The sequence below is a fragment of the Rheinheimera sp. SA_1 genome (genome assembly GCF_001669775.1).
Classification (GTDB): domain Bacteria; phylum Pseudomonadota; class Gammaproteobacteria; order Enterobacterales; family Alteromonadaceae; genus Pararheinheimera.
In genome coordinates, this window is the sequence record NZ_LXWK01000015.1 from 336,897 (window position 1) to 351,549 (window position 14,653).

The 14,653-nt window shown below is 49.0% G+C and carries 12 protein-coding genes and 1 tRNA gene; 5 read left to right on the forward strand and 8 right to left on the reverse strand.

Going from position 1 to position 14,653, the window contains the following annotated elements; all coding sequences use genetic code 11:
- Positions 1-27: 27 nt before the first annotated feature.
- The 5 genes from recC to A5320_RS08750 all read right to left on the reverse strand — a co-directional run bounded on the left by recC (position 28) and on the right by A5320_RS08750 (position 8,007).
- Complete coding sequence (gene recC, locus A5320_RS08730) at positions 28-3,624, reverse strand: exodeoxyribonuclease V subunit gamma (RefSeq protein ID WP_157605745.1); 3,597 nt, start codon at positions 3,622-3,624, stop codon at positions 28-30.
- Between the two features lie 59 nt (positions 3,625-3,683).
- Positions 3,684-5,630, reverse strand: a complete 1,947-nt coding sequence (locus A5320_RS08735; RefSeq protein WP_068063547.1) for a GGDEF domain-containing protein — start codon at positions 5,628-5,630, stop codon at positions 3,684-3,686.
- Positions 5,631-5,678: 48 nt separating this feature from the next.
- Positions 5,679-6,701, reverse strand: coding sequence for a UDP-glucose 4-epimerase GalE (gene galE, locus A5320_RS08740; protein WP_068063549.1), 1,023 nt, complete (start codon positions 6,699-6,701; stop codon positions 5,679-5,681).
- 11 nt (positions 6,702-6,712) lie between these two features.
- The gene (locus A5320_RS08745; protein WP_068063551.1) at positions 6,713-7,024 is read right to left on the reverse strand and encodes a YciI family protein; all 312 of its coding nucleotides are present in this window, start codon (positions 7,022-7,024) and stop codon (positions 6,713-6,715) included.
- 272 nt (positions 7,025-7,296) lie between these two features.
- Positions 7,297-8,007 (reverse strand): DUF3581 family protein, encoded by a 711-nt coding sequence (locus tag A5320_RS08750; RefSeq protein ID WP_068063553.1) that lies wholly within the window; start codon positions 8,005-8,007, stop codon positions 7,297-7,299.
- 296 nt (positions 8,008-8,303) lie between these two features.
- On the opposite strand from A5320_RS08750, the gene A5320_RS08755 reads away from it, so the two are divergent.
- Both A5320_RS08755 and A5320_RS08760 read left to right on the forward strand, forming a co-directional pair.
- A complete protein-coding gene (locus A5320_RS08755; protein WP_068063555.1) occupies positions 8,304-8,750 on the forward strand; it encodes a hypothetical protein in 447 nt (148 codons plus the stop codon).
- 76 nt (positions 8,751-8,826) lie between these two features.
- Positions 8,827-9,375 (forward strand): YchJ family protein, encoded by a 549-nt coding sequence (locus A5320_RS08760; protein ID WP_068063558.1) that lies wholly within the window; start codon positions 8,827-8,829, stop codon positions 9,373-9,375.
- Between the two features lie 156 nt (positions 9,376-9,531).
- On the opposite strand, the gene A5320_RS08765 is transcribed toward A5320_RS08760, so the two are convergent.
- Positions 9,532-10,002 (reverse strand): VC2046/SO_2500 family protein, encoded by a 471-nt coding sequence (locus tag A5320_RS08765; RefSeq protein ID WP_068063560.1) that lies wholly within the window; start codon positions 10,000-10,002, stop codon positions 9,532-9,534.
- Positions 10,003-10,108: 106 nt separating this feature from the next.
- Between A5320_RS08765 and A5320_RS08770 the strand changes: the two genes are divergently transcribed.
- Together A5320_RS08770 and A5320_RS08775 are read left to right on the forward strand one after the other, a co-directional pair.
- Positions 10,109-10,193, forward strand: a tRNA-Tyr gene (locus tag A5320_RS08770).
- 203 nt (positions 10,194-10,396) lie between these two features.
- Positions 10,397-12,034 (forward strand): tetratricopeptide repeat-containing response regulator, encoded by a 1,638-nt coding sequence (locus A5320_RS08775; RefSeq protein ID WP_068063562.1) that lies wholly within the window; start codon positions 10,397-10,399, stop codon positions 12,032-12,034.
- On the opposite strand, the gene deoC is transcribed toward A5320_RS08775, so the two are convergent.
- Both deoC and A5320_RS08785 read right to left on the reverse strand, forming a co-directional pair.
- A complete protein-coding gene (gene deoC / locus A5320_RS08780) occupies positions 12,031-12,771 on the reverse strand; it encodes a deoxyribose-phosphate aldolase (protein ID WP_068063563.1) in 741 nt (246 codons plus the stop codon). The genes A5320_RS08775 and deoC overlap by 4 nt on opposite strands.
- Positions 12,772-12,944: 173 nt before the next feature.
- Positions 12,945-13,664 (reverse strand): M48 family metallopeptidase, encoded by a 720-nt coding sequence (locus A5320_RS08785; protein WP_068063564.1) that lies wholly within the window; start codon positions 13,662-13,664, stop codon positions 12,945-12,947.
- Positions 13,665-13,826: 162 nt separating this feature from the next.
- Here A5320_RS08785 and xthA point away from each other — a divergent pair, with 162 nt between their 5' ends.
- On the forward strand, positions 13,827-14,636 hold the full coding sequence (gene xthA, locus A5320_RS08790; protein ID WP_068063566.1) for an exodeoxyribonuclease III: 810 nt from the start codon (positions 13,827-13,829) through the stop codon (positions 14,634-14,636).
- Positions 14,637-14,653: the final 17 nt, after the last annotated feature.

Consider the following 14,653-nt stretch of genomic DNA (forward strand, 5'->3'; position numbering starts at 1 on the left):
AAAAAGTGGCTCCAGCCCTGGCGCATCTTATTGCCGCTCCGCAATACCGGCTTTTGCCAGATAATCACGCAGCCCCTGATACAGCGCCATCGATACCGGCACCAGTTCGCCATCCGCCCATAAGGCAGCAAAGTCCGGAAAAGCCCGCGCCAGATATGGGTTACGCGCCAGCACGCCAGCGTTAAATCCATCGCCCTGATAACGCTTTTCCAGCTGATTTAGTAACTTGTCATCCGGTGCAGTACCCACTGCCAGTTCAGCCTGCAATACCAGCCGGGCACAACCTAATTCTACTGGCAGTGGTCGGCATAAACTCTGATTGAGCCAGCCAAATAGTTGTTGTAACTGCGTTTTTGCTTGCACAGCCTGATATGCCGGTAAACTAATCACCGCATCGACCGCCACAATGTCAGTTTGCAGCGCTACGCCACTGGCTGCCGCCAGTAGTTGTTGCAACCATGGCTTTAATAGCTGCTTATAATCCAGTTGTTTATCTTTATATAAAGCACCGACTAACCAATGCAGCTGGACAAAGTTTGCCATCGGCTGCTGTGGATCTGTTGCATGCAAAGCGGATACTGATAACGGCCGCAGCTCCCGCAAGCAGTCACCGGCTTGTTGGCCGTCCGCTGCAAACTCACACCAGTTTGGCTGCGGCAAAGGTGCGCCATAGCGGCTGACTAACTGCTGTAATTGCTCGGCTTGCGGCGATAACAATTGTATAAATTGCTCCGCCAGTAAAGTGGCCGCTGACGCCACCGGTAATAAACCTTCGGCGCCGATCAGTGCTAATTCCTGGGTTAACGCGCTCTGCCAAGGTGCGCCAGCGGTAATGGCTTTGCTGATTTTCTGCTGTAATCGCTGTTGTAGTTGCCAACGTTCCAGGCCATCAAGCCCAAAATTTTCGGTGTTTTGCTGGCTGAGATTGTCAGTTTCAAAACTAACTTTCAGCCGCTGGCGGAAGAAAAACTTCACCGGATCTTTTAGCCAGCCGCTGAGCCGGTCAAGATCCCACACCAGCACTTGGTCTGGTGCGCTCAGTAGGTTATTGGCAGGAGCAACGTCTGTGCTTGTCGCTGACTGATGCAGCGCCAGCCATTCATGCTGATAACTTACAAGTGTTGAATCTGCCGCCAGATAACGCCGGCTAAATGGTTGTAACGGGTGATGCACGGTGATGGCATCAAGCACAGCTTCACCTTGCTGCACCTGGCTTGCACCAGCGTCAACCCGCCACACCGCGGCCAGATGATCTCTTAGCTGCCCCACCAATACCGACGGCGCACGTTCGCTATTATCATGCACACTATAACCAACCCAGCTGATCCGCAGCCGCTGTCTGGCAGATAGCAGCGCTTCGAGGAATAAATAGCGATCATCATCGCGGCGCGAGCGATCGCCCGGCCGATAATTCAGCGCCATCAAATCAAAATCCTGTTTGATCATTTGCCGTGGGAAATCGCCGTCGTTCATGCCGAGCAAATGAATTTGGGCAAAAGGGATAGCCCGCATTGGCATTAAAGTGGCGAAATTCACCGCGCCGGCCAAAAAGCGCTGTGCCAGCCCTTGCGCCGAAAAACCTTCCAGCCAGGCCACGCTGACCACACTGAGTTCCAGCTCATCAGTAAGATCCGCCTGCTGACATTGCTCCAGCCACTCTGTCAGTGCCAGTTGCAATTTATCCAACAAGCTTTGTTGCGGCTCGTCGTCGGCTTCGAAAAAATCGATCAACAGCTGTTGCAGCCAAGCCGCCCATTGCTGCGGTGAGCGTTTTATCGCACTTTGCTGCCAGGCTTGTTGTAATTTATCCAGTAACTGCGCCAGTTGCCCGGCCAATGCTGCCGACAGCCCCCCGACTTGCGCGCAAGGGGCAATGCCCTGCCAGGGTTCACTTTGGCCAATGGCATACCCCAATAACATCCGCTGTAAGCCGCTATGCCAGCTGTTCTGAGCAAAACCTTCCGGCAAGCCCAGACTTTCGCGCTGAGCGGCATTTAAGCCCCAACGAATATTGGCTGCTTCAATCCAGCTTTTTAGTAGTTGAATATCAGTTTCGGTAAAACCAAACCGCAGTTGCAGTGCTGGTAGTTGCAATAAATCCAGTACGGTACTGGCGGTAAAACGCTCGGTGCGTAGTTGCAGCAATAATTGCAGCGCCTGTAATAACGGCTCTTGCTGCACGGCGCTTTGGTCGGCAATGGTAAAAGGAATATAACGGGGATCGTCTTTGCTGATCCGGCCAAACACCGCGCTAATGGCGGCGGCATACAAATGAATATCCGGCACCATCACCATCACATCAGCCGGTTTCAATTGCGGATCAACAGAAAATTGCGCCAATAAATCATCATGCAGAATTTCCACTTCCCGCATTGCACTATGCGCCGTGGCAAAACACAAACTTTGCGCCTGCGCCGGCCTTAATGCTGGCCAATGTGCGGCACTTTCCGCCGCTGGACGCAGCTCCAGAATATCGTTTTGCAGCTGTGCCAATAGATGCGTTGGTGGGTTGGCGCTAAATAAATCAATCCGCTGACCGCGGAATAAATCAAGATGAGCCTGGGTGTCATCAAATTGATCCAGCAACCGGATGTAATCCCGGCCTTGTTTACCCCAGGCTGCCAGCAATGGCTGGGCATGATTGTGCAGTTGCTCTGGCGCTAAACTCTCCGGCACTAATTGCTCAGCAGCAAGGCCTTGCGTCGCCAATGTCTCAGGCAGCGGCGTTTTACGACTCTGCCGTTGTTGCTGGGTTTTCAGTAAATCTTTGTCGGCAATAATATCAGCCCAATAATGCTGACAAGGGTTATGCACCGCCAGCAGCACCTGGGTATAAGGCGCGATAGCTGCCAGCGCTTCCAACACCTGTTGTGGCAAACTGGAAATGCCAAACACAATCACCCGCCGTGGTAAACCGGCAGGTCGGTTATCCATGCTGTACTTTTTCGCGGCTTGCAGAAAATTCCGGTGCAACATCGCCCGGCTAAATTGCTGCTCGGCGCTTGGCACATCAGCAATAATGGCGCGCCATAATGCCGCTTGCCAGCGCTGATCTGCGGTTAACGGCGTTGCTTGACCCTGGTGATCCAACAGCACATCTTTGCCTTGTTGCCAGGCCGCCAGCCAGTCCGCCCGATACACCTGATACTGGTCAAATAAATCGGCCAGCTTAAACGCCAGTTGCTGCTGTTTGCGCTGCCCTTCATCTGCCGCCAGATAACTTTGCAGCACCGAAAATTCTTCCTGCGATGCAAGCACTGGCAACAACCGAAACAAGCGCCAGCGCAGCTGATTTTTATCAAATCCGGATTGTTCCGGAATTTCAGAAGCAGGTAATAACCAGCGGTACAGATGCCAGATAAAACGGCCAGGCATTTGCAGACTCAGGTTGCTGGCAATCCCGGCACCACCTTCGGTTGGGTCGTTTAAATCAGGATCAGCCGCCAGCGCCAGTTTTAACCACTGCGCTATACCATTACTTTGCACCAGCACAGTTTCGGTTTCGAGCACCGCCAACGGGTACGCTTTGGTCCAGGAAACGACCAAAGCACGCAATTGTTCGGGCAAATTGGCATGAACCACTAAAAAACCGGGGGTCAGTGCAGTCAGGTGGGGGTTAAACAACCAGTAAGTCCTTTTTGATAGAAGTTGTCAGACAGGGCAACAGTTCAGGCGAAAACAACTCAGGCTGAAACTACTTTGTTACGGCCTAATGATTTAGCCTGATACAGCGCAGCATCGGCGCGGCTCATGGCTTCACGTACATCTTCGTGTCGACCCGCTTCAGCCACGCCAACACTGACGGTAATTTTAACTTCGCCATAAGGTGCAAAGGTCAGTTGCGCGACGACCTGACGCAATCGTTCGGCAATGGCAGTTGCAGCGTGAAGATCCAAATCTGGCAATACCAGCAAAAATTCTTCACCACCAGTGCGACCAACCCGGTCGGAGTTTCGAAGCAAACTTTTCATCGCCGCCGCGGTTTGCACCAACACCTGGTCACCGGCATCATGACCAAAACTATCATTACACTGTTTAAAATAATCGATATCAATCAACAATAAACACCAAGTTTGTTGTTGATTGATGGCTTTAAGCCGGGTTTGTTCCGCAAACCACAAGATGCTGCGACGGTTTGCAACCTGCGTCAGTTCGTCGGTCATCGCCAAACGATGTAATTGGCGGTTGCGCTGGATTTGCGATATCGCATAAAACAACGCGATCAGCGCCAGAATAATAAACAAGCCTATCGCAATATATTGCCAACGTTGTGCCGATTCAAGTACCAAAACCTGCTGCGCCGACAGCTGATTTTCCGCTTTCAGCTGATTATTTTTTTCATCCTGTAGCGCCGTATCAAACTGATAACGCAACAACGACTCACGCTGCTGTTTGGACTGTGAATTCAGTTCGTCCTGCAATTGATTTGCCTGCAGCAGCCGCTGATAAGCCTGATCATGCATACCAGCATCAGCCAGCGCCTTTGACCAGGCACGCAGCAGCCACAACATGTAACGCGGATTATTCAACGCGCCAATCACTTGATTCGCTTGTTCAAATTGCTGCAATGCCTGCGGCAACTTACCGGTTCCCGCCAGAGCTTCAGCACGGTACAGCTGAAATAATCCCTGGTTGACCACTTGTTGACCTTCGCCTTGTTGCTGATAAATCGCAAGCTGCGCGCTGACTTTATCTGCGAGTTCCAGACTTTCGCTGTAGCGTTGCTCCATATTGGCAATCCACATCAGGTCGATGTCGGTCGCCGTTACAAAAGCTGGTTCTTCAATTTGCTGATAAATTTGCCGGACCCGGCTAAACAACTGTTTGGCGATGGCAGGTTTACCCAGTTCACCATAGACAAATGCTTTTTGCTGCAGTAAAAATCCAAGACGGTATTGGTCACCTGGTGCCGCAAATTCTTTTTCACTGAGATCTAAATATTCAATGGCTTTTTCATATTCGCCCATTCGCCGAAAAGCGGTGGCAATATTTTCAACGCTAAAACCAATGCCATAACGATGACCCAGTCTTTTATATAAATCATGTGCTTTGAATAACAACACCAATGAATCAGCGTGTTGGCCGCGCGCGGAGTACATTTCAGCATTGCCTGACAACATCAGTGCCTGAGACAGCGCGTCTTCACTGCGGTTTGCCAGTTCCAGCGCTTTGGTTAAATCTTGCTCCTGCTCTTGGTTGCGGTTCTGGCTGGCATAATGTTGCGCCCGGCACAGATAAAAGTGGCTTAAATTCACCACTTCCTGTTTTTCTGCCAATTCTCCAATAAATTTGTTTGCAAAAACAATACCTTGCTCTGGTTTGTCCAGGTAATCACCAAAACAAAGTTCGCGATTTAACCGCAGCACACGAGCCGGATCATCAACCGGTACCATCGCTTTTAACTGTTGGGTAAACGCATCCAGCTCGGTACGATTGGTGAAAATGATTTCACCTTGTTCAAGTTGCAAAATTAACTGATCGAATTTCGTACTGTCGCCGGCCCACGACAAACCGGAGTAACTCAGTAAGCTGGCGAATGCCCATCCGACACAGTACCTCTCAGCCAACTGACGCCATGTTTGGCGTTGTGTCTGAAAATATTTTAACTGTGTTGGATTCGGATCAGACAACCATCAGCTCCTTATTATTTATCGCCGCGACTGCAATAGCGCTGCGGATTACCCTGCAGCCGGATAACCATCCGGATTTTGTTGTTGCCAGCGCCAGGCATCGCGCACCATATCGGTCAGACTACGCTGCGCCTGCCAGCCTAACAAAGCGGTGGCATAAGCCGGATCGGCATAACAAACCGCGATATCACCGGGCCGGCGAGCAACCACCTGATAAGGCACCGCCACATCATTCACTTCGCTGAACGCCTTGACCATCTGCAGTACGCTGTAGCCTTGGCCAGTGCCTAGATTGACTGCAACAAAGCCCTGATTTTGCTGTAAATATTGCAGCGCTTTCACATGACCGTCGGCTAAATCCATCACATGAATATAGTCGCGGACACCGGTGCCATCAATAGTCGGATAATCAGCCCCAAACACCGATAATTGCGCACGTTTGCCAACCGCCACCTGGCTGATAAACGGCATCAGATTATTTGGCGGACCGTTTGGATCCTCACCAATCAGGCCGCTGCTGTGCGCGCCGACCGGATTAAAATATCGAAGTACTGCTATGCGCCAGGTTGGATCTGATACCTGTAAATCAGCCAGAATATATTCCAGCATCAACTTACTCTGGCCATATGGGTTGGTGGCTGAACGAGGTGCATCTTCGCGAATAGGCATCACTTTGGCGTCACCATAGACGGTTGCCGAAGAACTGAACACCAGCTGTTTCACGCCATGCGCGGCCATCACCCGACACAAAGTGACGGTGCCAGCGACGTTGTTATCATAATAAGCCAAAGGTTTTTCGGTTGATTCTCCGACTGCTTTTAACCCGGCAAAATGCACCACTGCATCGATGTGATGACTGCTAAACAACTGAGTAAGCGCCGCTTCGTCGCGAATATCACCCGCGATGAGTTTTACCTGACGACCGCTGATCTGCTCCACTCTTCGCACCGATTCGGCCGAAGAGTTGGAGAAATTATCCAGTGCTATCACCTCAAAACCAGCCTCAAGCAGGCAAATTGCAGTGTGGCTGGCAATATAGCCGGCACCGCCGGTCAATAAAATTGTCGACATCCTGGTCTTCCTTATGGCAAAACTGTTGGTAAAACCTTGCGAAATGGTTTGACGGTGCTGCGCGCATATACACCAGCGGCAAGGTACGGATCGGCTGCCGCCCACTGCTCGGCTTCAGCTAGTGAATCAAATTGCGCCACCACCAGTGATCCGGTGAATCCGGCATCTTGTGGATCTTCGGCATCGATTGCCGGTAATGGCCCGGCCAGTAACAACCGCTCTGCAGCAGCAAGTAGTTGCAAACGCTCCAGATGCGCCGGACGCGTTAATTTGCGTTGGGCAAGGCTATTGGCAACATCTTCAGAATAGATCATGTAATACATATCGGCTCCCTTTGCGCTTTGTTCGAAGATACCAGATAGCCACCGCATTTTCCAATTGACTGCGTTAAACGACTGGTTGCTTTTGCCAGTCACTTCAAAGATAAAATATTGATTTAAAGGTATAAGCTAAGACTGCAGTGAGCTTGCTGATCAGGCAGATTACCTAACATTGCGTGGACAATAGTCGAATGGGGACAGAGTGCTCTATGGATAATAACGCGGGAACATCAGTAAAAAAGACTGCCTGCGTAGCGCAGGCAGTGGGTGTTGGCTTAACTGGCAATCGCTAAAGTTGCTTTTCGCTCATTATAAAGATCAACTAAACCCTGCATGAGCACGGCATCGTAGGGCACCAGATTACTTAAGATCATCCGTTTTTCACCAGCGCCAATCACTTCGTCACCATCCAGCAATTGAAACTCCAACAGCACATTGCCACGTTTACCTTCAATTTGCAGACTAGAACCAGACAATTGCAATTGCGGACAGTTGTCACTGAATCGGAAAAAGTGCAAAGCCATACTTTGGTAAATCACCAACGGCCGTTGCGGGTGGATCATGACCTGATGTTGTTCCATCAAAGGTTGCAAAATATGCGGGAAATTCTGACCGGAAAAACGCACGTAATCGCGGATCAACGCTTCAATAAACTGACAGCTATGATGAACCTGCCCACTTTGCGTCAAGCTCAGATAAGATTTGTCATTCTGATCAAGAATTTGCACTGTGTCGCCTTGCTGCTGGCAATGCAACTGCACATCGGAACCAACCATGCCGTTAAAACTGCAACTCAACTGCTCAGAAAGACCATATTTGTGCAGTAAAAAGGCGAATAACAGATCACCGGGCACACAAAATCTCTTACTGTCTTCATCGTGGATCGGATTAAAATCCGTCGCCACCTGCTTGGCAAACTGACTGGCCTGCTGCCGGCTGAACCAGAATAGTTCACCCTGCTGCTGCACAAAATTCTGTAACAACATTTTTTATCTCTTCCTCAACTTCAGCCGGGAAGTTTACCTCAGCCGGCTGCGGTAAATGGTTTAACCAGTATCTGACCAAACACTTCGTTATACCCAAGCTAACCGAAGTTGCGAGCAAAATCCACTAAGCTACTGATCTGACGTAAAATAATCTCAAACAGTTTTCACATACAGTACTTTGGTGAAATAACACTGTATATTTAAACAGTTCATGCTTGCTTTTTATACCGACCTTGATTACTGTATATACATCCACTGTATAAATGCACAGTTTCATATCAAGGGCGGAGCAGCACATGTTAATCAGTCAGAACCATCAGTTTCAAAGTGGTACTTTCGTCAACCCGTTACTGGGCCGCTCATCTGCCGGACAGTTTGACTCCGGCAGCAATCAGGTCGACACCGCGGATCTGTTACAGCTTATTGGTGCTCTCGCCGCGCAAACCGATACCCAACAAGGTTGGTTGTTGGTGATTGCCCCACCGCAACCACTGACTAAATCAATACTCGGACAGCTGAATATCAACAGCAATCGCATATTAGTCATTCAACAACGTCAAATTAGCCATTTTGATAATCTGATGCGGGACGCGCTAACCTGTTCCACTTGTTGCGCCGTCGTCAGCTTTTTAGCTGCAAAACACCCACAACTGGAAGACTATCAGTATCTTTCTGCCAAATATGGTACCGCTTTAGTCAATGTAAATACCAACAACCAACATACAGTCACCACCACACACTGAGTGATATAGCCAGAGCATTTGGGCAACCATGGATAAACACAGTACACTGCCGCAGATCAAATGTTGGGAGTGAAAAATGAATTGTTATTGCCAATCAGGCCGGGATTTTGATGACTGTTGTCAGCTGTTTATTCAGGGGCAACAGCTACCAGCAACAGCCGAACAATTGATGCGTTCTCGTTTTAGTGCTTATTGCGATGGATCTGATGTCGCGATGCAGTATGTTGCGAATAGCTATCATCCGCTGTCGCAAGTAGACAATCCGGTGGATGAGATTACCGCTTTTTCCAAAGCCGCACATTTTATTGGTCTTCAAGTGATTGATGTCAGTGATGAATTATTATTGCCGGAAAGTCTGCAACAGCGACTCCTGGATGGCGCTGCTGGCGACACCCTCAGCTACGGTACTGTGCATTTTAAAGTGCAATTTATCATGCAAGATAAACTGCATTTGTTGGAAGAGACATCAAGGTTTATCAAAACCAATCTATGTTGGTCTTATCTGGATGGAACCCTTTGGGATCATCCAGCGCAGAAGTTAAGCCGGAACGACAGCTGCCCCTGCCAAAGTGGCAAAAAATATAAAAATTGCCGGCCACATCGTATTGCCGGGCAAGATCTATAATAAGCTGGTTTTAGTTTAATCGTTTAAATATACCCAAAATCATTGAAGATGCGGGTAGGCGGCAACTGAGTGAATCCCCAGGAGCATAGTTGTCCTATGTGACTGGGGTGAGTGAAGGCGGCCAACACCCCCGAATCTTCAAGGATGACGGGTATATTAGTTCATCGCCGACATATGCTGCAGCATGTCATACATCAAAGTGGGATCGGCCGTCGGCATGCTCAGTGGGGTTGCTGACAACCGCCGTTTGGTATGAAAACTAAGACTCTCGCTGACATCGGCTGACAATTTTTTCGGATCATGCCGCACCACCACTGCATTTGGATTCAACAGCGACATCAAACGCCATTGGGCGTAGCCATCTGCCACCAATGCCTGATGCTGCGCATCAAATAATGCAACATCATCTTCCTGCATCGCGTAATCACGCTGTGGATTGACGCCGAGTTGCTGATACAAGGTCGGTTTTTTGGGTTCGTCAGCTAAAGGTGTCGGGAAAAACTGCGCCATTTCCTCAACGGCTGGGGATAACATCGCCAACCATAACGAAAAATCAGCCCGATGATGGGTTTGTAACGCCTGATTTAATTGGCTCTGAAGTTGCCATTCATTGACCAGTGGGATCATTTTGATATCTTTAAGCAGGAATGTGCTGACTTTATCGGCAATCAGTTCAGTTTCTGCAGTTTATTTCTTTACAACAGCCAATGATTTGATAAGATGCCGGCCACGTGGAGGGGTTCCCGAGTGGCCAAAGGGATCAGACTGTAAATCTGCCGGCACTGCCTTCGAAGGTTCGAATCCTTCCCCCTCCACCATTTCAACTGCCACTTCTGCTTTTGTTCGCTCGAAATGTCCAAACTAAACTACAAAAAAATCATAACGCTCTGAATAGACAAAACAATGAATTGTCTTTGCCCTAACAATATCGCCTCTGTTAGTCTCAATTTTTACTCCAGCTTGCTTAATCGCTAAACGTTTCCCACACTGAAGCAACATAATTGCAATCTGGTATTGTTGCATGCTTAAACTACAGCTATCTGGTTTAATGGTGTTGGTCGTCGACGATCAGCGGCCGTTTCAGGTGATGCTTAAAGGGATTTTAAATAGTTTGGGAATAGCCCACATTCATTTTGCCAATCATGGTGAACAAGCACTGCAACGTTGCAGTCAGAATGAATACGATTTGTTGTTTGTTGATTACAACCTTGGCCCCGGCAAAAACGGTCGGCAATTATTAGCTGATTTACGTCAGAAACAACTGCTCAAAGCCAGTAGCATTTTTATTATTGTGACAGGCGAAAATACCGTGACTATGGTGATGAGCGCGGTTGAACTGGAACCCGACGACTATCTGATTAAACCCTTTTCCCAAAGTTTATTAAAAAGCCGTTTGCAAAAACTGGCAGAAAAAAAGCAGCAACTGGCAGCTTTGTATCAGGCGTTATTGCAACAACAACCGGAACAGATTATTCAGCTTTGCCGTCAGGAAATTGCCTCAGCCGGCCGTTATGAGCAATTTTGCCGGCGGGTGCTGGCCGAAACTTTATTTGAACAACAATGCTTCGACGAACTTGAACTGTTACTGTCCGACAGCATGAGTCAACGCCGGCCTAGCTGGGCTTTGCTGCTGGAAGCCAAATTCCGCTTACAACAACAGGATTACCCGCGTTGTCTGGAAATATGTCAGGAATCTATTGAAATCAACCGGCTATGCGCGCAGGCCTACGATTTACAGGCCAGCTGCCAATTGGCGCAAGGCGACCTTGAAGCCGCAATGACGAGCATCAATCAGGCTCTCGCTATCGCACCTTATCATTTACCACGGCAATATCTGACACTGAAAGTCGCCCGTGCTGCCGGGCAAATTCCGGAAATGGTCTCGGCCAGTAAGCAAATTTTTGATTTAACCAGAAAAACCAGCCAGCAGGATATCAGCCACCTGTTTAATTACATTCGAACCATGCTTGATGCGATTGGCAACACCACCGACGCCAGTAAACGCAATCGGTTACAGCAAGAAACCTTATTGACGTTACATCGTAGCCAAAACGACGAGCAGCTGATCCGCGATACCAATTTTGACCGATTTGAACAAATTTGTGTCGCGCGGCTGGAGGCGTTGGATGGCAGATTTCAGCCAGCCAAAAAGACTGCTGCCACACTGAGCCCGCAAATGGCGTTACAGGATCCGGATATTCCGGATCTGGCCATGTTGCTACTAAGTATCGGCGAATTTGAAGATGCCAGTCAGTTTATTGCGCAGCTTTCAGACACCGAACAAAATGATCCGATCCTGAGTGACTTACTCGAACATCAACAGCAGAAATTTGCAGGTGCAGCAGAGCAACTGGCCGAATTAAACCGTACCGGCATGCAGTTGTATCAGGAAGGGAAGTTTCAGGAGGCAATCGTCATCTTCGATCAAGCGCTCAACATCGCGCCAAGCAATACTGGCGCGGCATTAAACCTAATTCAATCGTTGCTGCAGGTTCTTGAATCACAACAAAAAAACAAGTCATTGGCGATTTATCAGCGCTGCCGGCAAACTTTTAAACTGATCGAACATGCCCATTTGCCCGAACGGCACCAGCTGCGTTACGCTGAACTGCAAAACCAATATCAGCAATACCGGCAAGAGCTGAAACAAAGCAGTTAAGCTTTTGTCGCAGCCAACAACTGATTAATCTCACCAAATAAGGTACTGGCTCCGATCCGCATCAGTTCTGGTTTCGCCAGTTGACCAGTGATTTCTTCATACATTCTCACCAGTTCCAGTGCCTGCGCCACAGTCCGAACCCCGCCAGAAGCTTTAAAACCAACCGGGCGACCTGCCGCTGCGATGACCGTTAACATGATTCGGGCCGCTTCGTTGGTAATGCCAATCGGAACTTTGCCGGTGGAAGATTTTACAAAATCGGCGCCACTGTCGATGACGAGTTCGGTTGCTTTGCAAATTTGCTGCGGCGTGCTGAGTTCGCCGGATTCAATAATTACTTTTAAACACTGATCGCGACAGGACTGGCGCACCAGTACCAAAAAGTCCTTTACCTGAGCACAATGCCCGGCCAGTAAAGTCCGGTATGGCAGCACACAATCAATTTCATCGGCGCCTTGTGCCAGTGCCGCTTGCACTTCGGCAACCACCAAGTCAGCAGCCAAATCACCGGAAGGAAAATTGACCACTGTAGCCAATTTTGACGGCCAAACTTGTTGCTGGATAAATAGTCTGGTCTGCCCTAAAAATTGCGGGTAGACACAAAACGCTGCCGGGCTGAATGGCGCATCAGCTTGTTGTTGCAACCATTCGTCCATCGCGCCCGCATGGTCATTGTCACTTAAACGAGTTAAATCCAACAATTTGATCAGCTGTTGTAATTTAAGTTGATTGGTCATTGTCCTGGTCCTGTCGAAGTTCCGGTCTTTCCCAGCAAAACATAGGGTACTGTCTTTCGTGGGGATAACCGGTTTATCAATTATTTTGTGGCTGGATTAAAACAGAATTTAGGCAGAAAATTAAGTGGCATGCGGCGATTAACCGGATGATCTCAGATTTTAATCATCTGCTGTTAGTCTTGTGAATCGAGTACCAGTAGCTGCTGATGCTGTAAAAACCAGGTTCGCGCCTCTTTTTCCCGTGGATAATAACTGCTCAGAAATTGCCAAAATGCCGGTGAGTGATCCATATGCCGACGATGCGCCAGTTCGTGTACCACCACGTAATCGGCAATCCACGAAGGTGCCAGCATCAGCCGCCAGTTAAAACTCACTACACCGCTGGCACTGCAGGTGCCCCATTTTTGTTTCCAGTTCTTAATTTCAACCGCCGTCACACTGACAGCCATCTGCTGCTGCCAATAGACCACCCGCTCCATAAACCAGCTTTGAGCCTGAAGTTGATACCAACTCTGTAACAGCTGCAGGGTTTTGGCGCGGTGATTTTCGGTTTTAACCCGTTTTGATAATTGCACCCAGAGCTGCATGCCCTCGCGGCACACCGCGTTGTGACTATCCGGCACAATTTTTAACTGCAGTTGTTCATCAAGCAGTGGCAATTGTTGCAGAGCCAGATAATCAGGGACTGCGGCGACTGTCGCCTGACGTTGCAGGTGATGCTGGATCCACTGCCGCTTTTGCGCCACAAACTGATCAATGTGAAACTTATCAACATAATCAGGCGCTAACACCGCTAGTTGCCCCTGACGAATTTGCAACGCCACACTACGCCGGCGACTGGAGCGTTTTAGCTGATAACGGATGGCACTGAACTGGCAAATTTCCAACGGCAACTCACACTCTCTGAGGTTTGGCGATAGGTGGCAGCTTAACTGAGCAGCGGGGCTTTGGGCAAGCCAGCGCTTCGCAAGGCGGAATAGTTAGTGCTATCATCGTGGCATCCGGCAATCGCCACTTTCAACACGATTAGCACTTCTGGCAGGTTTAGTTCAACTATGAAAATCATCTCTTTTAACATTAATGGCTTGCGTGCCAGACCTCATCAACTGCAGGCGTTGGTCGAACAACATCAGCCCGACTTTCTTGGCCTGCAGGAAATTAAAGTCCATGACGACGAATTCCCGATGGCTGACGTGCAACCACTGGGTTATCAGGTGTACCATTTTGGTCAGAAAGGTCATTACGGCGTGGCTATTTTAAGTAAAACACCAGCCGATTCGATGCTCTATGGCTTCCCGACCGATGCAGAGGATGCACAACGCCGGATGTTAATTGGTCGCTGGACCCTGGCCGATGGTCGGAAATTTACCTTGCTCAACGGATATTTTCCACAAGGTGAAAGCCGTGACCACGAATTCAAATTTCCGGCTAAATTGAAGTTTTATGCTGATTTAATGACTTATCTTGAACAAAATCATCAACCTGATGAACTGATTGCTGTGATTGGCGATATCAATATTTCGCCGTTGGATGTCGATATTGGCATTGGTGAAGCAAATCGTAAACGTTGGTTAAAAGAAGGCAAATGTTCATTTTTGCCGGAAGAGCGTGACATCCTGCAGCGGTTAAAGGACTGGGGTTTAATTGACACCTTCCGCGCTCTGCACCCTGATCGCACCGAGCGTTACAGCTGGTTTGATTATCGCTCTAAAGGATTTGATGATAACCGCGGCTTACGCATTGACGTGGTGATGGCGACCCAACCTTTGGCCGATTTGTGTATCGCTTCTGATGTGGATTATGAGCTACGATCGATGGAACGACCTTCAGACCATGCCCCGGTTTGGTCGGAGTTTAAACTCTGAGCCTCTTTGGCAATTAC

Bases quoted from the DNA above. Each gene is read 5' to 3' on its own strand.
- galE (WP_068063549.1), bottom strand. From the start codon at position 6,701: ATGTCGACAATTTTATTGACCGGCGGTGCCGGCTATATTGCCAGCCAC.
- A5320_RS08745 (WP_068063551.1), bottom strand. From the start codon at position 7,024: ATGTATTACATGATCTATTCTGAAGATGTTGCCAATAGCCTTGCCCAA.
- A5320_RS08750 (WP_068063553.1), bottom strand. From the start codon at position 8,007: ATGTTGTTACAGAATTTTGTGCAGCAGCAGGGTGAACTATTCTGGTTC.
- A5320_RS08755 (WP_068063555.1), top strand. From the start codon at position 8,304: ATGTTAATCAGTCAGAACCATCAGTTTCAAAGTGGTACTTTCGTCAAC.
- A5320_RS08760 (WP_068063558.1), top strand. From the start codon at position 8,827: ATGAATTGTTATTGCCAATCAGGCCGGGATTTTGATGACTGTTGTCAG.
- A5320_RS08765 (WP_068063560.1), bottom strand. From the start codon at position 10,002: ATGATCCCACTGGTCAATGAATGGCAACTTCAGAGCCAATTAAATCAG.
- A5320_RS08775 (WP_068063562.1), top strand. From the start codon at position 10,397: ATGCTTAAACTACAGCTATCTGGTTTAATGGTGTTGGTCGTCGACGAT.
- deoC (WP_068063563.1), bottom strand. From the start codon at position 12,771: ATGACCAATCAACTTAAATTACAACAGCTGATCAAATTGTTGGATTTA.
- xthA (WP_068063566.1), top strand. From the start codon at position 13,827: ATGAAAATCATCTCTTTTAACATTAATGGCTTGCGTGCCAGACCTCAT.